The organism is Phormidesmis sp. 146-12, assembly GCF_052939495.1.
Genome location: NZ_JBJPHS010000025.1, coordinates 47,931 through 71,804, shown reverse-complemented (window position 1 = coordinate 71,804; position 23,874 = coordinate 47,931). Strand labels below are relative to the sequence as shown.

Annotated in this window: 12 protein-coding genes and 3 pseudogenes; 11 read left to right on the top strand and 4 right to left on the bottom strand. The window is 48.0% G+C overall.

Annotated features, from left to right (window positions below; translation table 11 throughout):
* Positions 1-590 precede the first annotated feature (590 nt).
* From ACKFKF_RS13015 to ACKFKF_RS12990, 6 genes and pseudogenes are all read left to right on the top strand, one after another.
* A pseudogene (locus ACKFKF_RS13015) lies at positions 591-1,872 on the top strand (ISNCY family transposase).
* 11 nt (positions 1,873-1,883) lie between these two features.
* A pseudogene (locus ACKFKF_RS13010) lies at positions 1,884-2,365 on the top strand (transposase); the annotation flags it as partial.
* A gap of 72 nt (positions 2,366-2,437) precedes the next feature.
* Positions 2,438-3,802 carry a hypothetical protein gene (locus ACKFKF_RS13005; protein ID WP_446868095.1) on the top strand — a complete coding sequence of 455 codons (1,365 nt, stop codon included), beginning with the start codon at positions 2,438-2,440 and terminating at the stop codon, positions 3,800-3,802.
* A 92-nt stretch (positions 3,803-3,894) separates the two neighbouring features.
* On the top strand, positions 3,895-5,067 hold the full coding sequence (locus ACKFKF_RS13000) for a DUF1822 family protein (protein WP_446868094.1): 1,173 nt from the start codon (positions 3,895-3,897) through the stop codon (positions 5,065-5,067).
* Positions 5,068-5,076: 9 nt separating this feature from the next.
* Complete coding sequence (locus tag ACKFKF_RS12995) at positions 5,077-7,467, top strand: CHASE2 domain-containing protein (protein WP_446868093.1); 2,391 nt, start codon at positions 5,077-5,079, stop codon at positions 7,465-7,467.
* Positions 7,460-8,140, top strand: coding sequence for a hypothetical protein (locus tag ACKFKF_RS12990; RefSeq protein ID WP_446868092.1), 681 nt, complete (start codon positions 7,460-7,462; stop codon positions 8,138-8,140). The genes ACKFKF_RS12995 and ACKFKF_RS12990 overlap by 8 nt, the downstream gene beginning before the upstream one ends.
* A 67-nt stretch (positions 8,141-8,207) precedes the next feature.
* Here the strand turns inward: ACKFKF_RS12990 and ACKFKF_RS12985 are convergent, their stop codons facing one another.
* Positions 8,208-11,936, bottom strand: a complete 3,729-nt coding sequence (locus ACKFKF_RS12985; RefSeq protein ID WP_446868091.1) for a CHAT domain-containing protein — start codon at positions 11,934-11,936, stop codon at positions 8,208-8,210.
* 337 nt (positions 11,937-12,273) lie between these two features.
* Here ACKFKF_RS12985 and ACKFKF_RS12980 point away from each other — a divergent pair.
* Positions 12,274-12,964, top strand: a pseudogene (locus ACKFKF_RS12980) (IS1 family transposase).
* Between the two features lie 49 nt (positions 12,965-13,013).
* Here the strand turns inward: ACKFKF_RS12980 and ACKFKF_RS12975 are convergent.
* Positions 13,014-16,295 (bottom strand): tetratricopeptide repeat protein, encoded by a 3,282-nt coding sequence (locus tag ACKFKF_RS12975; RefSeq protein WP_446868090.1) that lies wholly within the window; start codon positions 16,293-16,295, stop codon positions 13,014-13,016.
* A 166-nt stretch (positions 16,296-16,461) separates the two neighbouring features.
* On the opposite strand from ACKFKF_RS12975, the gene ACKFKF_RS12970 reads away from it, so the two are divergent.
* Entirely contained in the window at positions 16,462-17,034 is a 573-nt protein-coding gene (locus tag ACKFKF_RS12970; protein WP_446868089.1) for a Uma2 family endonuclease, read from the top strand.
* A 71-nt stretch (positions 17,035-17,105) separates the two neighbouring features.
* Positions 17,106-17,960 carry an Rpn family recombination-promoting nuclease/putative transposase gene (locus tag ACKFKF_RS12965; protein WP_446868088.1) on the top strand — a complete coding sequence of 285 codons (855 nt, stop codon included), beginning with the start codon at positions 17,106-17,108 and terminating at the stop codon, positions 17,958-17,960.
* A 29-nt stretch (positions 17,961-17,989) separates the two neighbouring features.
* Here ACKFKF_RS12965 and ACKFKF_RS12960 read toward each other — a convergent pair whose 3' ends face one another.
* Both ACKFKF_RS12960 and ACKFKF_RS12955 read right to left on the bottom strand, forming a co-directional pair.
* Positions 17,990-18,889, bottom strand: coding sequence for a tetratricopeptide repeat protein (locus ACKFKF_RS12960; RefSeq protein WP_446868087.1), 900 nt, complete (start codon positions 18,887-18,889; stop codon positions 17,990-17,992).
* 70 nt (positions 18,890-18,959) lie between these two features.
* On the bottom strand, positions 18,960-22,208 hold the full coding sequence (locus tag ACKFKF_RS12955; RefSeq protein WP_446868086.1) for a tetratricopeptide repeat protein: 3,249 nt from the start codon (positions 22,206-22,208) through the stop codon (positions 18,960-18,962).
* Between the two features lie 297 nt (positions 22,209-22,505).
* On the opposite strand from ACKFKF_RS12955, the gene ACKFKF_RS12950 reads away from it, so the two are divergent.
* Both ACKFKF_RS12950 and ACKFKF_RS12945 read left to right on the top strand, forming a co-directional pair.
* Complete coding sequence (locus tag ACKFKF_RS12950) at positions 22,506-23,099, top strand: Uma2 family endonuclease (RefSeq protein WP_446868085.1); 594 nt, start codon at positions 22,506-22,508, stop codon at positions 23,097-23,099.
* A gap of 186 nt (positions 23,100-23,285) precedes the next feature.
* Positions 23,286-23,858 carry a Uma2 family endonuclease gene (locus ACKFKF_RS12945; RefSeq protein WP_446868084.1) on the top strand — a complete coding sequence of 191 codons (573 nt, stop codon included), beginning with the start codon at positions 23,286-23,288 and terminating at the stop codon, positions 23,856-23,858.
* The last annotated feature ends 16 nt before the right edge of the window (positions 23,859-23,874 follow it).

The window sequence follows — 23,874 nt, the reverse complement described above, 5'->3', positions numbered from 1 at the left end:
CGGGTTAAACTCAAACGGCTTTACCCCTCATTTCAACCTTGACAGTCCACTAGTTCCTCTTTCCAGAAGGTAACTGAGGTTAGTCACGCAACTAAAGCTCTTTGGAAACAGAGCGATCGCTTTCGATCACAGCTAGTTTCAAAGCTTGCAGAAATTGCAACGGGTGCGCGATCGTCGATGCCATTTCGAGCGAACGAATTAAAAATCTTCAAGATTAAGCATGAAGGAATTGGTCAGCTATCCAGCCAGTCCTCTTGTGTCTCTCTGCTCTCCTCGCTGTGATTTCTCCCCTTTCAATCTGGCTTGCTCAAACTTCCTGTAACTGACAGCGCTGAATTCAGTGATTCGAGGCATTTAGACTTACCGCTAGAATTCGCAAAATCATGGAAAACAAAGACTGGATTGAACGATCGCCTCACACAAGCCAAACTCATGATTTGTAGCCAGCCAAGCAAGAATGGGGTAAGAAAACCAGCAATTCTCATTATGACTTGTGACTATTCAAGCAGAAGAGAAGGGGGTAATGTGAGAGAGTCTCAAACCAGCCAAGGGAGTCGAAGCCATTGCCCCCGACCCGCAAGTTCGATGGACTGATTGGGTTCTTTCGCACCGTGCTGCAAACGCTACCAGATAAGCGCACAGGCAAGAATAGCCGCTATGGGATGGAAGACGCAGCGTTGAGTGCATTTAGCGTGTTTTTCACACAGAGTCCATCGTTTCTGGCGTATCAACGGACGATGGCAGCCACAAAAGGGCGAAGCAATACCCAGAGCCTGTTCGGAGTGCATCAGATTCCGTGCGACAACCAGATTCGTGACCTGCTGGATGGGGTTGGAGCCGCAGTGCGTATTTCCGGTGTTTGAGGAAATCCTGCGGGTGCTGGATCAAGGCGGAGAGTTGGAGGCGTTTCGGTCGGTTGGCGAGACGCTGTTGGTGGCGATGGACGGAGTGGAGTACTTCAGTTCGCACTCGATTCGGTGTCCTGAGTGCTCAACGCAAACTGCCAAGGATGGCACGGTGCGGTATTTCCATGCTGCGGTGACCCCTGTGATGGTCAGTCCTGGGCGCTCGACCGTGTTGCCGATGGTGCCGGAGTTCATCGTGCCGCAAGATGGGCATGACAAGCAGGACTGCGAGATCGCGGCAGCAAAACGCTGGTTGTCGCAGCACGCCAAGACCTACCGCTCAAGGGCAATCACGGTGCTGGGCGATGATTTGTATTGTCACCAACCGTTCTGTGAAGCCTTGCTGCAGGCTTCGTTCAACTTTATTTTGACCTGTCGCCCGGACTCTCACAAAACGCTCTATGAGCATCTCGACGGCATCGCCTTACCCACTGTCCTGTGCAAACGCTGGACGGGCAAAACTGAGGAAACCTATACCTATCGCTACCTCAACCAAGTACCCCTGCGCGACAGTGACGACACGCTTTGGGTCAATTGGTGTGAACTGAGCGTAACGCGCGCCGATGGCAAACAACTCTACAAAAATGCTTTTGCCACGAACCATTGGATCACTCACCAAACCGTGGAAGCGATTGTGCAATCTGGTCGCACTCGTTGGAAAGTGGAAAACGAAAGCAATAACACCCTTAAGACTAAAGGTTACAACCTCGAACATAATTTCGGACATGGCAAGCAGCACCTCGCGTCCCTACTCGCGACCTTCAACCTCCTGTCGCTGCTCTTCCACACGCTACTAGAGTTACTCGATGACAAGTACCGTCTCCTGCGTCACCATTTGCCAACGCACAAGACCTTTTTTGACGATTTGCGCGCTTTGACTCGCTACTGGATTTTCGACAGTTGGGATCATTTGCTCACCTTCATGATTGAGGGACTAGAGTTAGAAGTCCCGCCGAACTCCAGTTAAATTCCATAATGAGAATTGCTGACAAGGTGCATATCGCAGTCGATACATTGGGACATCTCTTAGCCCTGGTGGTGACTGCTGCGGATGAACAAGACCGGGCACAGGTTGGGGAATTGACTCAGCAAGTTCAGCAGGCGACGGGAGAGTTGGTGGAAGTTGCCTTTGTGGATCAAGCCTACACTGGAGAGCAAGCGGCAACTGCTGCGGAGGAACACGGCATTCAGTTGGTGGTAGTGAAACTGCCGGAAGCGAAGAAGGGGTTTGTTCTGCTGCCAAGACGCTGGGTGGTGGAGCGCATTTTGGTTGGATGTCTCGCTTTCGACGCTTGGCACGGGACTATGAGCGACTTCCCGAGACCTTGGTGGGCTTCCACTTGATTGCGTTTGCTGTGTTAATGGTCAGGCAGTTTGTGAGTATTGGCTTTAGATATGCACAACACTCTCTAGTCCTATCAAATCGATGTCGCACCCCGCTGAACCGACTAATTCCGTAAATTTGCATAACCTAAACGTGCTAAGAGTGATAGCTAAATGTGAAGCACGATCGTACAGTTAGAGAAAACGGCATGGGCAACGCATCAGATTACTGGACATTCCTTCGATTAGATCCGGCTGGAGCTTACCGCACCCTTGAGAGGCTTGAAATTAAAGCATTGCTTCAGCAGCAGTTTTCGTCTCAAGACAACCTGGATTATTTGTCAACCGACATGATCCAATCCTACTTACTCAGCCTATTGAATGAGTCGAAGGAATCGATCGAGCATCAGCAATTAGCCGCCCTGAGTTTGCGCTGTTTCATCTCCCATCAAATTGTTCAGACTTGTACCTCGCTCGTGAATCAGTTTGGTGATTTCTACCACTTTGAGTTAGCTGACTTACTGCCTCTGGTATTAGACGATGAGGGTGATGTCGCCTCTACTTATCCCTCCCTTGCCCAACAAACTCTCAGGACATTTAAACCTGGTTCTAGCAGCCTTTCTACCTGGGTGTCTCGTCTAGTCCGACAACACCGTGAACTCAATCAACTGCTTCTAGAACATGGACTCTACTTGATTAGCGATTGGGCAATTTTGAATGATACCCCGATCGACCGTCTCCGTCGCATTCTCAATGAGTTCTTCCCCCTGACACCAACTGAAATTGAGCAAGCTTGTCATCTACTCGAAAGCTATCGCGCGATCTACTTACCTGAACATACGCACAGCCGCCAATGCCAACCGCCCACTCAGGATCAACTGCAACGCATGAGCGATCGCTTTCAGCAACGCGCCGGAAGCCGGATTCTGCCAAATAGCTATTTGAGCCTACTTCAAAGTTTGGCAAAACGGCTGCGACAACATCGAATTACCGTGCGAACTAGAAGACCCTCGACACAACCAATCGATGATCTAGATGCTCAAGTAGACTATCAGGCGACTAATCAGGATGAAACTGGCGACCCAGCGGCTCAGAATCGGTTTCTGCTGAAGTATCGTCAAGCATTTGAGTCTGCGCTAGATAATGCACTGCAAACCGTTGTACAAGATCGCATTCAGAAAGCTAAAAAACCAGAGAAACGCGATCGCTTTCAGAAAGCATTGCGTCTGTTTCACTGTCAACACTTAACGATGAGCGCGATCGCTGTAGAAGTCGGGTTGCCCCGTCAGGACAGTGTGACCCATCTCCTCAAGCTCAAAGACTTCCGAGCCGATGTCAAGAACTTAATGCTGTGTCAACTGAAGCACACGGTCATTGACATTGCAATGCGTTATAAAACCTGTGATGATCTCATAACCCTCAGTGCTGAAATCGAAGCGGCTCTGGATGAGCAAATCGAAGCCTTGATAGAAGCTGAAGCGAAGCGATCGAAATCGCCCAAAGGATACCTGACAGATAGTGTATTCTCAAAGCGGTTATGTTTATACCTTGATGAACAACTGAATCCACCGTGATCCCCATATCCTCGCCGCACCCAGAAAGATGAATCAGTAAGGCAAAGAAATTGTGTCCTTTTTCAAGGAAAGCTGATGCAGGAGGTATGAAAATGATAAGTGACCGAACGATCGAGCCTATGAACTCCCTCTCTCACTACGAACCGACAAACGAAGAAATGGTTCCCCTGGAATCTGATCAAATGGAACAGGCGATCGCAATCAGTCGGCGAGTCTCTAATCCAGAAAATCGCTGGCAGGTTTATCTAAATGCTCTGGCGCTGGCTGGCTTTGAGCAATGGTTAAAGACGCGCACAACCGAAATCAGGCTAGAGTCTTCTCAGTGTCGAATTTTAGAAAGTAGTTCTTCAGACACTCCAACAGCGGTCTGTCACTTACAAGTCAATGATCTCAAGTTGTGTCTGGTTGCAGTTCCTAGTTTTTCAGATAGCGTTATAGAAATTCCTGCTGCTGTGATCGATCATCCAAATCTAATGGCTCAGTTTTACATTCCTGTTGCTATTTATGAAGAGATAGAACAGGTCAGTATTCAGAGATTTCTTCGCTACGATGAACTCGTCCGAGATCGCGATGCACAAACTATCCAACCTGGTATAAACGGAATCTACTCAATCCCATTTAACTGGTTTAATCCTGATTTGAATCAACTGCTTCTATATCTGAGTTGTCTTGATTCCGCTGCGATTCCATTACCTGTCCATTCAGAGTTTAGTTTGCCGTTGCGTCAGCTATTCATTCAACCGTTGATTAACGTAGGTCAATGGATTCATCAACAAGTCAACGATACATTAGATTGGGTGATCTTACCGCCGTTGAATTTAGCGCCAGCGATGCGAGAGACATCTACCCATTTAAGCGGTGAGGTGAATCAGCCGATCGCAGACCTGACTGCAATTCTCACAGATCTAATTCGAGGAGGAATGCAACCGCCAGAAAATGCCAGAGTTGGCTACCAGGAACTGCAATTGGGCGATCGCTCACTTCGCCTCTATGCAATGGTTGCTCCCCTGATTAACGCTGAGGAATGGTCGTTATTACTGATTCTACGATCGCACAGTGATCAACCTCTTCAAGGACTCTCCATGCAGGTTACAGACGGTACTCAGATTATTGTCAACCAAACCCTGAATGACTCTGTGAATGCTGATTTCTTGTATGGAACTGCGATCGGAACCTACGATGAACAATTCACGCTGACGATCGCCCTGACTGATGGAACCTCCCTGACCTTGCCGCCCTTTGCATTCCAATCCGAAGTTGTTTGAGCCAATCCGATGTTTTCACAGTTCTCTCTTAAAGTTCAACAAATTGAGCAAATCTGTACCTTTGAGTTGTCCTGGGGGCAAGGGCAGCAGTTGACGGCAAAGTTAGCCTTTCCAGCAACCCTGCGATCGCTTTATCAAACCTGGCAAACAACGTACCACAACTTCTACAGTTCAAAGACTCGTGCGCGTCCAGGAAACACTGGAGTAGGAGTCTTGCCTCCAACGGATTGGCGTACCCGTCTGGTGCAGGCAGAAGCCGCTCTACTCGCCGAGTTTTATTACTGGTTGAGTAGTGCAGATCTGTTGCAGATTCGTTCTACGATCGCCAGGGCAGCCAGTCAAACCACCCCTTCTGACCATGCGTTCGTTGATCTTTTTCTCACCTGTGAGCCGTTAGAGCTGGCCCGTTTGCCGTGGGAGGCTTGGGAGATTGGAGTCGAGTTTGGCACAACAAAGCCCATCCGCATTGCCCGCACTCCCATGAATCGTCTTCACCCACCGACTGTGCAAACTCAGCCCAGACGAATGCGAGTGTTAGCCATTATGGGTGATGAGACTGGATTGGACTTCAAAAGTGAGCGTGATGCGATCAAAGCGCTCTCTCCAGACGTGCAGTTTGTGGGTTGGCAAGCTGGAAGATCTACCACTCATCTAAAAAGTGAAATCTATGACGCGATCGCCGCTCCTCAAGGCTGGGATGTGTTGTTTTTTGCGGGACATAGTAATGAGACAATTTTGACTGGAGGAGAATTGATGATTGCTCCCAACGAGTCGATTTTAGTGACAGAACTAATTCCTGCTTTAACCATTGCTAAAGAACAAGGACTGCAATTTGCGATATTCAACTCCTGTAAAGGAATGAACATTGCTGAAACGTTGATTAGCCTGGGTCTCAACGAAGTCGCAGTCATGCGCGAACCTATTCATAATTCTGTTGCAAAAGAGTTCCTCATCCAATTGATTCAACGTCTTGCTAACTATCACGATGCCCATTCCTCTCTCTTATCAGCTTGTGGTTATCTCAAAGCTAAAAAGAATCTAACGTATCCATCCGCTTATCTGATTCCTTCTCTGTTTCGCTATCCCGATATTTCTTCTTTTCAACTGAGAGAATTTGGTTGGAAACAGCGTTTCAAACAGTGTTTACCTTCTCGACGAGAAACGATCGTACTTTCTGCTTGTCTATTGTTAAGTGTAATTCCTCAGGTGCAATCGTTTCTGCTTGATCGACGGCTGCTGATCCAATCATTGTATCGAGAAGTTTCTATTCAGACACCTGTTACAAAATCACCCGTTACCCTGATTCAGATTGATGAAGACTCCATTCGTGAACGGGGCATCAGTTCACCAAAGCCAATGGATCGCAAATACCTGGCGGAGATTGTCGATCGCTTGACCCAGCGAGGTGCAACCATCATTGGAGTAGATTACTTTCTCGATCGTCAACAGCCTATCAATGATCCAAGTCTGGCAGCTTCAGTTCGCAAAGCAGTTTCTAACAATGCAACCTGGTTTGTGTTTGGCGCTTACTTCGACGAAGGTGGAAAACAGGTAGGCGTTTTACCCGTCACGCAGATTGCCCGACGATCGTGGAGTATACAGGGCTATACCAATGCGCCTCAGTGGTATACAGCATTGCCCTCAAAGGGGAGCGATTGTATAGATTGTCCGTTCTCTTATCTGCTGGCGATGTCGTACTTGCTGCGACAGAATGCAGATTCACCTAAACCAAACCCTCTGATTCAGCCAGAGGAAGAGTTTCAGAAGCAGATTTTAGACTATGCTCGGACGCAGAAAGACACGCCTGGAATCGCTTTTCTTAAATCAGTCCACAAACATCCGATTACTGAGGTTTCTCGCGTGTTTGGGCAACGATGGGGACAGCCTGTTTTGGATTTTTCGATTCCACCCGATCGCATTTATCAATCAATTCCTGCATGGCAACTGTTTGATCCTGAAAAGGCAGCTTTGATCAAAGATTTGAGCCAGCAAATTGTGATTATTGCTCCTGGAGGCTATGGAGAAGCGGGAATTGACCTTGCCAACAATCGCTTTACCGATACCTTTGATGTCCCTGCGGCGATCGCTCATTACCGGGATGCTCCCTCCTACTTCACAGGCGGCGAAGCATTATCCTACATGGTGCATCATTTTCTATCTCAGCGACTCGTGATTCCCATTCCTGATCTATGGATGGTAATTGTTGCTGCGATCGCGGCTAAAGGGTTATCTCTATCTTCGTGGAAACGAAAATATTACATCTTAGCTGCTAGTACGGCGATTTATAGTTCGTTAAGTCTACAGCTATTCATTTCAGCAGCGATAGTATTACCGATTCTATTACCATCAGCAATTGCCTGGTTATTCTTCCTGCCATTTCAGAGAAAACAACATGACTAATCTACGACTGTTGATTCTTTTATCACTCTCAGCATTCTTCTCATCCTGTATTTGGCTATCAGAACCGATGCTTGCTCAAACCCATCAGCGATCGCCCTGGGAGGAGGTCTGGCGACGGATTGTGGGACGACGAGAACAAGATCCTCCACTTGGATCGCGAGGCATGGGGTTTTGTTTCATTTCACCCGTTTTAACCAGACAAGTTCCCCTTCCCGTGATCTGGCGTGAAAAACCTCTGTTTGTTTGGCGAGGAACAGTCGGGCGTGTTGAAGTGTATGACCAAGAAACTCAAGAGTTAATGTGGAGTCAGCTTACGCCGATCGCGGGTCAACACATTGAGTATCAAGGTAAACCTCTACAGCCTGGAAAGACCTATGAACTACAAATCTTCGCGGCACCAAACTCTGAGCAAATTCAGCAACGCATTCCTTTTCAGATCATGGAGCCACAACAGCGAGAACAGATTAGCCAAGATTTAGCAGCGCTAGAGAAGAAAGCTGACTCAACGTCGATCGCTCTTACAAGGCAACGGGCTGACTATTGGATCGCAAACGGACTTTGGGAAGACGCGATCGCTGAAGTCTATCAAGCAAAACCACTCTCCACAGAACTACAACAAGTTCAACAAGCGATCGCTCTCCAAACCTGTGTAAGGCGTAAAAGAATTAGATAAAAACGTACTGTCTGGTATCTTTACCAATGCTACCTTTGAAGACGGGGAGTGACTGAGTTGTGACTATCTACAAGCTATTGCCAATCAGAATGAAGGGTGCCCAGTAGTAGGGATGGGCCAGGGAATCGACGGGGAGTTGTCCTTCCACCTTGCGTCTGGCTCCAGCGCGACTGAGGGCATCTGCATTTTTGGTGGTGAGTTTGCCGTTGATGAAGTCCTGCTGGACTTGCTGGAGGGCTTCGGCTTTAGTCATGCCACTGGCAATGTGTTTGTAGAATTGCTGCATAATTAGAGCGGTGCTGGCATCGTTGACGTTCCACAGGGAAGCCACAACAGTCTTGGCACGGCTCAGAAAATAGGAGCTAATGGCCCGCACTTCTACGCCACCTTTGGCATCGGTGAGAGCGGTCTGGCAGGCGGAGAGGACAACCAGATGAACATTACCCAAGCCGTCAAGACTCTGAATGTCTGGAATCGTGAGTTCGTTGCCGTCGCCCAACAACAAGAAAGAGTCGATCGGGTTAGTCGGTGTAAAGGCTGCATGGGTGGCGAAGTGGAGAATCGTGAAATTGCCCTGTCGGAGTTTTTTGGCGAATCCAGTTTGGGTAAAGTCGGCGTTGAGCATTTCAATACCGGGGAATACGCCTTGGGAGTTGGGGACAGCGCTCTTGACAATGCTGGCGAGTTCGGGAGGGACATTAGGCAAAGCAGAAAACTTAGCCGTCCCGCTGGACATACCCAGAGCGAGGACTTGGGGATTCTTGGGAAGGGTGGCTTGGGTGTCAGTGCTGCGAGCATCCACAATGTTGGCGATGGTGAAACGTTGAATTAAGAATTCTTTGCCATCGTAGAGTGCGCCGAGAGGAATGTAATTGGTAGCCAGATCAGGGGCAAAGACCAGATGCTTAATATTGTTGGCTTTGATTACGCCTTCGAGGGGGGCAACTAGACAGTCGTAGAGGGTTTTGCCTTTGGCTTTGGCTTGGTCGAGGCTGCTGGGGTTGCGGAGTTCATCGTGAAAGGCTTTGGTTGCTTGCCACAGTTGGTCTTGTTTAATTGGGCATTCGGTAGCACCGTAGACTTTGCCTGTAGCCGTATATAGTACTCGAACCCGATCGTTCAGCACCAAGGGATAAATTAACAGCGTTTTGGGTTGGGCAATAATCTTCTCGGCTTGTTCAGTGAAGTCGTCTCTACGAGTGGTGATTCCAGCTTTGCGGGCTTCGATGGCTTGTTGTTCAACGCCTTGCATATAAGTTATGAAAGCTTTGTTGAGGCGATCGCGCTCCTCAATAAGTTTGTCGAGATCCGCACATTGCTTGGCTTGACAGTCGGCAACTTTTTGAATGAAGGCAATTAAACCACCGTATTCAGCAAGACTTTTCTGTTCGTCTTCGCTGAGTTTAACAGTGGAAAGGGGAATGGGCGATCGTGTCCTCTTACTAAAGTCATTCAGTTCTTGAATCTTCAGCAGTTCCATGACTTGTTGTGCTTCACCAATGCGCCCCTGGGAAACTAACAGATCTGCTAACTCACGGTAAATATTTGCATTTCTGACATTATCCAATCCACTGAACGCTTTGAGAAAAGATCTTTGGAGGTCTTTGGGTAATCCAGTAATATTTTTTCGAGTGCCTTCAATCTGATTGATCGCTTGCTTGTAACGCATGATTGCTGTGGTCGGCAAACCTAAGTCTTGATAAACACGAGCAATTCCTGCTTGAGCATTTACATCCTCCTCATCCAGCAGGAGTGACTCACCGTAAGCATCCATAGCCTTTTCTCGTTGTCCAACTTTTCGGTAGATATCACCCAGTAAGTTCAGTGCAGCGCCCTGTATATCTACATCTTCTTGCCCTTGAGCTGTCGTGAGTCCCTGAGTTGCCAACTCAATCGCCTTCGGATAATTCTTTAGGTTGCTGTAGCTAGCACTAAGGAGAAGAAAATTAATCGACCTTAACGCTGCCTTTGCATTGGGGATGGTCACAGCGTCTGAAGCAGCAAGTCCCTGCTGAGCACTCTGAGCAGTTTTCTGATAATCTTCCTGAGAAAAACTGTTGATACTGCGAATGAACAGCGCATATGCTTCAAGAAAAGGATTCTTTGTAATACTACGGGCAAGCGTCAAAGCTTGCTGAGAAGCTTCATCAAATCGCTTATAATCTCCCAAGTCTCCATAAATTATAGACAAAGTGATTAATGCAGAAAGTTCTTCAGAAGGACTTTTAATCTCCTGTGCGATAGCCAAACTTTTTTGAGCAAATTCAAATGCTTTCTGGTATTTGTTGAGTGATTTATAAGCGCTACCCAGAGTCTTTAGTGCTTTGGCTTCCAGTGTGCGATCTTTTAGCTTCTGTGCGATCATCAAGCCCTTTTGAGCTATCTCAATCGCTTTGTCATATTCTCCCGAAGAATCATACGTACTGCCTAAAAGAATTAGAGATTGACCTTCAAATTCAGGTCTTTTGAGTTCTTGGGCAAGTAACAAAGCTTTTTGAGCCAATTCAACTGCTTGCTTCTCTTCTGAAAAAGTGTCGTATATGTTAGCTAAATTGTATGTGGCTAGATATTCCAATTCTCGTTTTTTGACTTCTTGGGCAATGGTTAAACTCTTTTGAGCTAACTCAAGCGCTTTCTGATAATCGTTATGTTTGGAATAGGCACTGGACAGAAAAACCAAGGCACGTACTTCAAGAAATCTACTTTTGATTCGTTGAGAAACGATTAAACTCTGTTGAGCAAATTCAATCGTTTTTTGAGCATCACCAAGGGAGCCATAAGCCCTAGAGAGGGTGTCTAGAGCAATTGCTTCAACGCCAGGATTCTTGATTTCTCGTGTAATCACCAACGCTCCCTGAGCAAATTCAATTGCTTTTTGGTTCTCGCTCAATGTGGCATAGGTATCACCTAGAAAAGCCAGAGCACGACTCTCAATCAGCTTATTTTTGATTTGTTGAGAAACGATTAAACTCTGTTGAGCAAATTCAATCGTTTTTTGAGCATCACCAAGGGAGCTATAGGCCCTAGAGAGGGTATCTAGAGCAATTGCCTCAACATTAGAATTCTTGATTTCTTGTGCAATAACCAAAGCTTGCTGAGCAGCCTCAACGGCTTTTCTATACTCTTGCAAAGAGGCATATGCATCCCCCAAATAACCCAGCACATAAGCTTCAGTCGAACGCTCCTTTGATTGGCGCACGAGCGTCAACAGTGGTTGACCAAATTCAACAGTCTTAGTTGAATCTTCAAGCATGACGTAAATTTCGATTAAGTTGCCTAAGACAATCCTCTCCAGATCGCGGCTTGAAAGTTTACGTGCAATGGTCAAGGACTGCTGATAATAGTCAATCGCTCGTTCAGAATTCTTCGATCGTTTGTAGGCAATACCCAAATTATTGAGTGCTCTTCCCTCCAAGTCGCGGTCTTTGACTTCGCGGGCAGTAGCTAAAGTTTGTTGGTGATAATCAATGGCTTTGGGGTAATCCTCCAACTTGAGGTAGACATTACCGATCGTCTTCAGTGTCTGCCCCTCCTTCTGTCGCTCCTTCAGTTCACGATAAATCACCAACGCTTTGTGAAAGGACGCGATCGCTCCCTCATTCTGATTCTGCTCTAGCAGTTTATTCCCTTGGTCAAACAGGTGATCCGCCTCTGCCTTGCGGTCTTGCACGGTCTGAGCTTGAGCGATCGCCAAGGGTTGTACTGTTACTCCAGTTAGAGCGATCGTCAGGGATGCGATCGGCAATGCCAAGGCCACAGTTAGAGACAACCGAAGGGGCGATCTAAGGCAACGCATACGTGAACTCCTTTAATGAGAGAAATATCTATACAGTACTCCATCTCTCCGGTGCAGGGAACATATGCAAAACTAGGATTAACGATCGTGCCTTCTGGTTAACACCGAAGCAGAAGCAATCACCAAGATCAAAACGACTTCAGAAGCTCACTAGCAGCAATTTGCCAAACCGAAAACGCAGTGGAAGCCAATCAATAGCAATCTACATTTTCGACCTATTTTGCTCGAACTTGCGAGTCGATCGCTCCACTTTATCAGCCAGTATGACTTTGGATTCTTCAATATCACTAAAAAATTGGGCGTTGCATAATGGAGGGATGAATGAGGGTGTTGTACTATGCAGTGTCGATACTGTGGGTCTACTGAGGTTCGCCAGAACGGGAAACGACGAGGCAAGCAAAATCATATCTGTCGCGCCTGCGGTCGCCAATTTATTGAAGGCTATGACCCACCCAAAGGCTACAGCGCAGCAACCAAGCAGGATTGCTTGATGCGTTACGTCAACGGCATGGGATTTCGCGCGATTGAGCGCTGTACTGGCGTGCATCATACAACCGTGATTCATTGGGTCAAGCAACTCGGACAGCAACTGCCGGATGCCCCACAGGAGTCGGAGATTCCAGAGGTGGGAGAACTCGACGAACTAGAAACCTTTGTCGGGTCAAAAAAAACAAAATTTGGATCTGGACAGCCGTGAACCATTTCCGGGCGGGCATTCTCGCTTGGGTGGGGGGAGTCACAGCGCAGAGACGTTCAAACCCTTGTGGCAGATTGTCTGTTGCTGGCATTGCTACTTCTATGTCACCGATGGCTGGAAGGTTTATCCCGGTTTTATTGAGGAAGGCGACCACCTTGTGAGCAAGACGTACATGACGAGAGTCGAAGGCGAGAATACCCGCTTACGTCACGACTTAGCTCGATTGCATCGCCAGACCTTGTGTTACTCCAAGTCGGTCGAAATGCTAAAGCATTCGCTGCGATTGCTCCTCCATTACCTAAAGTATTGGTCAATACCCGTACTCACTTGATTCATCCCTTTGTTCAGCAACGCCAAAAATTGATTTAATCAGCGATCGTTCATAAGCTATTGCCGATCAGAATGAAGGGTGCCCAGTAGTAGGGATGGGCCAGGGAATCGATGGGGAGTTGACCTTCAACCTTGCGTCTGCCTCCAGCGCGACTGAGGGCATCTGCATCTTTGACAGAGAGCTTACTCGAAATGAGATCTTGCTGCACCTGCTGGAGAGCTTCGGCTTTGGTCATGCCGACTGCCAGGTGCTTGTAGAATTGCTGCATAATCAGGGCGGTGCTGGCATCGTTGACTGACCAGAGGGAAGCCATCACAGATTTGACTTCATTCTTGAGGAAGAAGTAGCTGATGCCGGGAATTTCCATGCCGTCGCTGGCACGATCGCCCACACCCGTTTCGCAGGCAGAGAGGACGACGAGATGCACGTTGCCGATTCCATAACTGCGGAGTTGGTCAATCAGCTCTGTGGTCAGGTTTTCTCCGCGACCGGGGACGAGGTAGGAATCTTCGGGACGACCAGCTTTGAATGCGCCGTGGGTGGCGATATGCAGAATGCGGTATTGACCAGTTTTGAGCTTGGCTTTGAGGGTGTCGTAGTCAAAACCGTTGTTGATATATTCGCTGCCGGGGTAGATGCCTTGAGAATCTCTCGGCTGGTCGGTTTGAGTGATGGCATCCAGTTCGGCAGGAACGTTGTAGAGGGCGGGAAGATCGGTGAAAGTAGAGGCTCCCATTGCCAGTAACATGGGCTGGTTGCGGGTGGGTTTTGGGACGGTTTCGGTGGTATCTGTTTTGCTGGCTGCTGTGATGGTGCTGATGCTGTAGCGCTGGATGAGATACTGTTTGCGATCGCTATCGTAGAGGGCGGCGAGGGGAATGTAGCGGGTAATGCTATCGGGGGCAAAGACGATATGTTTGATGTTGGGGTTGTTGAGTTCGGCTTCGAGAGGACGAATGAGCCAGTCGTAGAGTTTTCCGCTGGTGTCTTGCAGTGCTTTGAGGTCGCCGGGGGTTTTTAGCTGGTTGCGGAGTTGTTGAATGGTGGTGAACAGGGTGTCGGCAGTGATCTGTTGTTCAAAGGGACGGAAGGTGACGGCTCCATTGCCTGCTTTGAGGGCGAGAAGAAATTGAATTTTGTCTTTGAGGACGAGGGGATAGATCAGAACCGTGCCAGGTTGGGCGTTAACAATGTCGGCGGCGGCGGCGTTGAGGGCTTCGGGCTTGAGGGTGCTGGGTTCGTCTGCGTAGTGCTTGTTGAGAGCCATGCGGATGGTTTTAAGTTCTCGATCGACATCCAAATTTAGTTGGTCGCGTTGTTTTTGCAGTGCTTGTAGGTCGGGACAGTTTTTAGTTTCGCAGTCTGCGATTTTCTGGCTAAAGTTGCCCACAGTGGTGAACTGGGTCAGAAGGGTTTTGAGGGCGGCGGTTTCGATATTGGCGAGGCTGATGCCGGGGCTATCAATACCGGGAGCCGTGATGGCTGCATCACGGGTAAAGTCACGCAGTTCACGCAGTTTCAGCAGTTCCAGGACGGCCTGGGCTTCGGGAAGGCGACGTTGTTGAATCAGTAAGTCAGCGAGGCTGCGATAAGTGTCTGAAACAGATTGTGCGTAAGCTTGTTGGGTTTCGCGGGGCAGTTTGCGAATGTCTTCCCGAATGGTTTCGCGAATATTGACGGATTGTTTGTAGAAGACGATCGCTAGTTCCGGTTGTTTCTGTGTATTTAACGTGTAGCCGATGTTGTTGAGGATATCGCCCTCTCCTGCACGATCAGCTACTTCTTTAACACTTGCTAAAGCCTGTTGGTAAAACTCTAACGCTTTCAGATACTGTCCCAGATTGCGATACACTTGTCCAATATTGTTAAGAACCCCGCCTTTTGCACGATTGCCCACCTCTTTGTAAATTGCCAAAGACTGTTGGAGAAGCTCTAGCGCTTTTGGATACTGTCCCAGATCTTGATACACTAATCCAATGTTGTTGAGGGCTATGCCTTCCATCGCACGGTCGCCCACCTCTTTGTGAATTGCCAAAGCCCGTTGATAAAACTCTAATGCTTTCGGGTACTGTTTGAGATCACTATACACTCCTCCAATATTGTTGAGAATAGTACCTTCACCTGAGCGATCACCTACCTCTCTTGCAATTATTAAAGCTCGTTGGTAAAACTCTAATGCTTTCGAGTACTGTCCCAGATTGTTATACACTCCTCCAATATTGTTGAGAATAGTACCTTCACCTGAGCGATCACCTACCTCTCTTGCAATTATTAAAGCTCGTTGATAAAACTCTAATGCTTTTGGGTACTGACCTAAACTTTGATAGACTAACCCAATATGAAGGAGAGTATAGCTTTCTCCCGTTCGATTTCCAACTTCTCTTCTAGTTACCAAAGCTTTTTGGAGAAGTTCTAATGCTTTTGAATACTGTCCTAAACGTTGATACACTAGCCCAATGGCACTAAGAGTAGCACTTTCACCCGAACGATTACCCACTTCTTTCTGAATTGCCAAAGCTCGTTCGTAAAACTCTAACGACCTCGGATACTGTCCCAGTTTTTGATATACACTGCCAATGGCACTAAGGGTAGCACTTTCACCCGAACGATTACCCACTTCTTTCTGAATTGCCAAAGCTCGTTCGTAAAACTCTAACGACTTCGGATACTGTCCCAGACTGCTGTACACTGATCCAATGCTGCTGAGGGTCGTGCCTTCCCCTAAACGATTACCCACTTCTTTGGCAATGACCAAAGCCTGTTGGTAAAACTCTAAAGCTTTGGGGTGCTGTCCCAGATCGCTGTATACTGCTCCAATGTTGTTGAGGGTTGTCCCCTCCATCGCACGATTACCTACCTCTTTTTGAACTGCCAAACCCTGTTGGTAAAACTCTAAAGCTTTCAGGTACTGTCCCAGACTGCTATACACTGCTCCAATATTGCCAAGGGTTGTGCCTTCCTCTACACGATTGCCCACTTCTTTGTGAATTGCTAAAGCTTGCCCGTAAAGCTCTAGCGCTTTTAAGTACTGTCCCAGTTCTTGGTACACACTTCCAATATTGTTGAGGGTCGTACCTTCTCCAGAACGATCGCCAATCTCCCGACGAATCACCAGTTCTTTTTGCCATGTGGCTAGAGCAGCTTGAAATTGACTAGTTTGGTATTGACGAAATCCCTCTTGGTACAAACGATCGGCTTCAGCTTTTCGATCTTGTGTTGTAGAAGTTTGGGCAGAAGCAGGAAATAAAGCAGAGGGCACGATCGTTCCTGGACTCCAGCACAATAACAGCGCTGCAATTGCCAAACCAGCAGACTTCAGAAGAGGACGCATCAGAAGACACCTTCGGGAGAAAATCCTTACCGAGTACTCTATCTCTCCCAGCGATCGACCCTTATGCAATCTCACAATCTTTGCAGGATTGATTGCAGATGCGCTCAGACGATATCATCAAAGTATGCAGAACAGGCAGCAGACTGGCAAGTAATGGAGAATCGCCATGACCATCGCCACAAAACCCATCACCCTCGAAGAATACCTCAACTATGACGATGGCACAGACACCCGCTACGAATTGGTCGATGGAACACTAATTGCCATGCCCCCAGAAAGCACACTCAACGATCGGATCGCGTCATTTATATTTGCCTACTTTCTGCAAAATGGCATCCCCTACAACCGCTTGAGTATGAAAGCACAAATTGCAGTCGGTGGGGCACGCGCAACCGCACGACAACCAGATTTGATGGTTTTGTCAGAAGATGCGGCAGTTGCTTTGGATGGTGCAAAACAATGCTTGATTACCCACGAGATGCCGCCCCCGTCACTAGTTGTAGAAGTCGTCAGCCCCAGGCAAGAAAATCGCGACTACCGCTACAAGCGCACCGAGTACGCCGGACGACACATCCCGGAGTATTGGATTGTTGACCCGATCGCCCAAAAAGTGACCGTCCTGCAATGGGTCGAGGGACTGTACGAGGAACAGGTTTATCAAGGCGATCAATCGATCCAATCTCCGCTGTTTCCATCCCTGAATCTGACGACTGCTCAAGTGTTGGGCGCAGGACGGTAGGGTGGCGAATCGGGCTTCTGAAGTACAATTTTTAGTACAATTGCTCTACCCGATCGTCCAGCCAACCTTCTATGAAAACAGACACGATTTTCTACGAAATCTTCCAGTCCACCCCAGCTATTTTACTCGAACTCGCCGGGCGATCGCCCCAAGCCGCCAGCCAATACAGCTTTCGCTCCGTCGAACTCAAACAAACCGCCTTTCGGATTGATGGAGTCTTGCTTCCCCAACCTAACGCCAGCGACCAGACGGTTCTATTTACCGAAGTTCAATTCCAATCCGACTCAGCCCTCTACCACCGCTTCTTTGGCGAACTGTTTCTTTACCTTCGTCAGTATCCCAACACCGCAGACTGGCAAGGCATCCTGATTTACCCGCAACGCAGCATCCAGCCGCCTCCCTCACCCCTTTATCAAGTTCTCCTCGACAGTGCCAAAGTCGTGCAGGTGTATCTAGATGAACTTGGAGAAATCAGTCAACTGCCCTTGAGCCTCAGTGTGATACGCCTGATTGTAGAACCAGAACAAACTGCACCAGAGCAAGCACGATCGCTGATTCGCCGTGCCAGCCAAGCAGAGTCAACCGATGGGCTTTCTCAAGCCACGCTCATCCAGGCGATATCCACTATCATGGTCTATAAGTTCAGTCGTTTGAGCCGAGAAGAGGTGGAAACAATGTTAGGATTCGCCAAAGAATTACGCCAAACCAGATACTTCCAGGAAGTCCGAGAGGAAGCCCTGGAAGAAGGACTGGTAGAAGGCTTGAAAGAATCTATTGTCGAAATTTTATCTACGAGATTTGGAACTGTGCCAGAGACGATCGTTCAGCAGTTAGCGACTGTAACTGATGCGGCTGTTCTCAAGGGATTTTTGCGCCAAGCGATCGCTGTTTCTTCGTTCATCGAGTTTGCAGAGCAGCTTAACTAAAAACCTCTCAAGTCATGATGCAGTCCGACTCAGAAGGTACGAACGATCGCTTGATTCAATCCGTCTAGCATTTCTTGAACTGTCCGTGCTGTGTTCTGATCACCCACCTCTTGCAAAATCGACAAGCTTTTTTGTAACGCATCAATCGCCTGAGTCGGCTTGCCAGCAGCTTTGTAAGCCATGCCCAAACTCGCAAACAACAGTCCTTCAGCCGATCGCGCTTTGAGTGTCTGTGCAACTGAAATGGCTTGCTGATAGGACTCGATCGCGTTGCCATACTCGCCCAAAAATGAGTAAGCATCGCCCAAATTTGCTAACGTCGGCAGGATTGCCTCTGGATCTTTGAGGGTTCGTGCGATCGCCAACGATTGATGTAAGTAGGGAATTGCTTTCGGATAGTTCCCCAGCGCCATGTAAGCAAGCCCAATCTCATTGAGCGTTGTTCCTGCTTCCCAGGGTAGGTTTAACTGACGTGCCAGGGTCAGATTCTGCTTGAGAACCTCGATCGCATTCTCATACTGACCCAACGACAGGTAAATCTCACCAAGCTGACTGGCTGACCATTGCTGTGTAGACAGGTCGCCCAATTCTGCTGTCAGGGGCAATAATCTTTGCAAAAGCGCGATCGTTTGTTCGGTATTACCCAACTGCTGATGAGCCATGCCCAAAGCTTTTAGAGTCGTAGCTTCACCGGGACGATCGTGAGCCGTTTGATAGAGAACTAAGGCACGCTGCAAAGGCGGCAACGCTTCACTGAACTGGTGATTCTTCAGATAGTCGATTCCCTGTTGCAGTAAGCATTCTGCTTGCCGTTCTGAAGTCGATTCCGATGTCATAGTAGGACTGGGAGAAGATGGCGTTGCCTGGACGGGAAAGGTCGCGATCGTCAGTAAGGCAACCAGACTCAGACCCAACTGTTTCAGCTTCATCGGTTCAGTTCTCCTGGCGAGTAGCACTTTCTTTTCTATCGCTCTGACTGAGAGAACTTATGCAAAATTCCTACAATCCATTGCCAATCAGAATGAACGGTGCCCAGTAGTAGGGATGGGTGAGATCGGTAGGAGTTCCTCCTTCTATATAAGGTTTGCCACTGGCGCGAATCTGCTGCATTTCTTGGGGAGTCACTTTGCGATCGAGAAAGTCTTGTTGGGCTTGCTGCATTGCTTTAGCAACTGTTCTGCCCTGCTTGAGTTGATCGTAAAACCGATTCATCAACACTTGAGTCCCGCCATCGCTGACTTGCCAGAGTGACGCTAGAGAGGCGCGAACTTGATTGCGCTGTAGCTGATAGCCAAAGCCAAAAATTTCGATGCCGTTGCCGAGTTTGTCGCCGAGGGCAGTTTCGCAGGCGCTAAGAACAAAGAGAGAAACATTGGGGAGTTTGAGAGTACTGAGGTCACGCAGGCTGAGAGTGCTGCCATCACCCAACAGAATGAAGGATTGGTCAGGGCTGCCGGAAACAAAGGAGGCATGGGTTGCGAGGTGAACGATCGTGCTGCGCTCCAGGTTAGTTTCGAGAGCGGGACGGTTGAGACGATCGTCGATCAGTACTTGAGTATTGGGATAGAGTTGGGCGATTTGTTCGACTTCGGGCTGAGTTTGGTTGAGGGCAGGGAAGGGATATTTCTGACCGTTGACGATCGGGCTATATTCTTTGGTGACTGCGCCTGCAAGAACCTGGGGAGTTTGCGTCGCAGGTTGGTCGAGAGGGGTGAGCGCGAGGGCGGTGAGGTAGTTGATTTGATAGCGTTGGGCGAGCCATTGGTTGCCGTCGTACAGTGCGGCGAGGGGAACATAGCGCAGGCTGCTGTCAGGGGCATAGACGATCGTTTCAACTCCGGCAGCTTTTAATTCACCTTCGATGGGCCGAATCAGAGATTGATAAAGCCGTTGGGCAGGTTGTTTGATCAGGGGCGATCGGGCTTGTAGTTGTTGACGAAAGGTTTTGACTTCGGTTTCGAGTTGTTGGCGAGAAATGGGGACGGGTTTACGAATGGGGGGACGATCGCTCGTCAGGACGACGAGTTCGAGGCGATCGTCGAGGATCAGCGGATAGAACAGTGCGACATTTTTACCCAATTTTCTAATCCGAACTTGCAAGTCTTGATAGGCTGGCAGAGACAGATTTTGTTGAGCGGCAGTTTGTTGAAGGCTTTTCACCTGAGCCTGAACCGTTGGACTTTGCAGGAAGGTATTCAGCGATTGTTTTGATGAATTGAATGTTTGCAGAATGGTAGCTTCTTGGGGCAGCAAGTCTAATCCTTTGGGAGTGAGAGTTTTGCCTCTAGCATCTTTAAGAAAGTCTTGCAGGTCTTGCACTTTGAGCAGATCAAGCACTTGCAGGGCTTCGACGATGCGATTTTGTTGAAGTAGGCGATCGGCAAGATCTCGGTAGGTGAAGGCAACAGATTCAGTGTAAGCGGCTTGCAGGTCGCGGGAGAGTGGGCGAGTACTTTGACGGATGGTTTCGAGAACGTTTACAGATTGCTTGTAGAAAACAATTGCTAAATCTAGTTGCTTTTGATTTTGTAACACTGAAGCAATGTTGTTGAGAGCAAGCCTTTCACCGTCCCGGTGTTTGATTTCTTGGGCAATTTCCAAACTTTGCTCGTAATACGCAATTGCTTTGGCATTATTACCGAGGGAGCGGTAAGCATTTCCCAAATTGAGCAATAATTGTCCTTCCGTTTTTCGATATTTGATTTTCCGGGCAATTGCCAATCCCTTCTCGTGATATTCGATTGCCTTGGTATAGTTGCCGAGAATCAAGTAAACATTTCCTAAATTACCTAATGATTGACTTTCACCTTCTCGATTTTTGATTTCTCGAGCAATTGCTAAACGCTGCTCATAATATTCAATCGCTTTGGTATGGTTGCCAAGCAATTGATAAGCAGATCCCAAGTTACCTAGTACTACTCCTTCATCTCGTCGATGTTTGATTTTCCGCAGAATTGCTAACCCTTTCTCGTAATACTCAATTGCTTTAGCATAGTTGCCAAGATATAGGTAAGTAGTTCCTAAACTACTTAGTGATGCTCCTTCCCCCTTTCGGTTTTCAATTTCCTGAGCGATCATTAAACTCTGCTCGTGATACTCAATCGATCTAGTATAATTTCCTATGGAATTGTAAGCATTTGCCAAATTTCCCAGCAGTTTTCCTTCAATCTCTCTATCTCTAACTTCCCTAACAATTATCAAGCCCTGTTCGTAGTATTTAATTGACTCATCGTACTTTCCAAGTGCATCGTAGGCAAGCCCAAGATTGTTTAACGCCTGTCCTTCACCCCGCCGATCTTTGATTTCCCGAGAGACTGACAGGCTTTGTTTATGGTACTCGATTGCCTTGCTATAGTTGCTCAAAGATTGGTAAGCATTTCCCAAACCAACTAGTGATTGCCTTTCAATTTGTCTATCATTGAGTTCGTAGGCAAGCTGTAAGCTTTGCTCATAAGATTTAATCGCTTTGGTATAGATACCAAGATCGTAGTAAGCAGTGCCTAGACGAGGCAGTATATTTTTTTCGCCTTGTTTTTCCTTGATTTCCCGAAAAATTGTTAAACTTTGCTCGTAGTATTCAATTGCTTCGGTGTAGTTTCCAAGAGATTGGGAAACGATTCCCAACCCAGCCAGCGATTGTCCCTCCCCTTTCCGATTCTCAATTTCGCGAGCTATCTTTAAACTTTGCTCCTGACACTGAATTGCTTTAGTATCGTTACCGAGAGCATTGTAAGCAAGTCCCAAATCACCTAAAATTGCCCCTTCCCCTTTTCGATCTTTTAATTCCCGCGCAATTGTTAGCCCCTGTTCGTAATACTCAACCGCTTTATCATTCTTACTAAGGGACAAATAAGCACTTCCTAAATTACCTAATTCATTGTACTCTTCAAATCGATCTTTTCTTTCCCGTGCAAGTACTAAACTCTGCTCGTGATACTCGATCGCTTTTGTATAATTGCCGAGAAATTGGTAAGCAAGTCCCAGATTGCCGAGGGCGTTTCTTTCTCCTAGTCGGTTTTTGATCTCACGATACATCACCAATGCTTGTTGCCACGACTGAAGGGCTGCTTCAAACTGGCTCACCTGAAACTGTTGGATACCCTGCTGCAATAGTCGGTCTGCCTCTGTCTTGCGCGGTTCTGCGGTCTGCGCTACGGTCTGCGCCAGCCCTACTCGTCCTACTACCGGAGCCAGCCCCACCAGCCCCATCACCAATCCTGCCAAGACGATCGACCTTCCGTAACGCATCTGATTGCCTCTGATTTTTCACGGCTAATTATTTCTCGCTCTGGCGCGATCGAGCTTATGCAGATTTTCCTTCCTCGTTAAAAATATCACCTCGTTTCCTGAAAACGATGAGCATTGTCAAAAATCTTTTGTTTCCCATTCCCAACCCACACGACAAAGCCGCTGACAGTGGATCGATCGCGTTATTTCAGCTTTGCGAATGTAGAAAATATTTTCAAAACCGCGATCAATCATACCAGTTAGACAATGGGAAGTCATGCGATCGCTATAATAAAGCTACCTCATTCTCTGGTCGCCATGATTGCAGCAACTCAACCGCCAAAAATGACTGCCGAAGCCTATCTGACTTGGGAAGCCCAGCAAGAAACTCGCCACGAATACCTCGACGGGAAAGTTCTCGCCATGAGCGGTGGAACCCTCCCCCACAACCAACTAGCATTAAATCTGTATAGTTCCCTCCGTCCCCAACTCCAGCAGAAAGGCTGTCGCGCCTTTGTTGCCGATGCCAAGGTTAATGTGGCTCGGATCAATGCTTACTTCTACCCTGATCTCGTCGTCAGTTGTCACCCTCAAGACCTCGCCGCCCAAGATGCTATCGCTAGCCCAACGCTGATTGTCGAAGTGCTTTCTCCTAGCACCCGCGACTACGATCGAGGGGATAAGTTTAAGTCCTATCGTGCCCTTTCTAGTCTCCAAGAATATGTGCTGATCGATACCACACGAGTCTCTGTTGAATATTTTCGGCGGGGCGAAGGTCGAATGTGGCTCTACACACCCTATGAGGCAGGCGAAGTTTTGGCACTGCAAAGTTTAGACATTGAAGTTGAAGTCGATGCTATTTACGAAGGGGTGCGCCTTAACTTCGATTCACCACCTGAGACTGAAAGCTAGAGCAAAGAGCGTGCGAGATCAGGCAATCACACTATCTCTACTCAGGTGTTGATGCATGGTTCTGCTGCCTGCGCTACAGTCTGCGCCAACCCTACCCGTTTCCAAAACTACAGGTCATGCTTAACCGATATGATAAAAATATCCCAGACAGATCGATACCGACTCAACGCACAGCAGGTGAATGCCATGACCACCACCACAAAACCCATGACCCTTGAGGAGTATCTGACCTATGACGATGGCAGCGATACCCGTCATGAACTGGTCAATGGAGAACTGATCGCCATGCCACCCGAAAGCCGTCTGAACATCCAAATTGCGATCTTTTTGCTGACCCAATTTATTCAACTAGGTATTCCTGAGAAGCAGATCGCCATGAAGACACAAATAGCCGTGAGTGGGTCAAAAGCTACGGCACGGGAACCAGATTTAATTGTGCTGTCCGAGGAAGCGGCGATCGCGCTGGAAGGAGCAAAGCAATCTCTGATTACCCACGATATGCCACCGCCGTTGCTGGTAGTGGAAGTGGTTAGCCCCAAGCAAGAAGATCGAGATTATCGTTACAAACGCACAGAGTATGCAGGGCGACAGATTCTGGAGTACTGGATTGTAGACCCGATCGCCCAAAAAGTAACCGTGCTGCAATGGGTGAATGGTTTGTATGAGGAGCAGGTTTTTCAGGGCAGTCAGGCGATCGGCTCTCCTTTGTTTCCTGACATGAACTTAGTAGCAGAACAGGTACTACGTGCCAGCCGTTGAATTGCTTTGATATCAT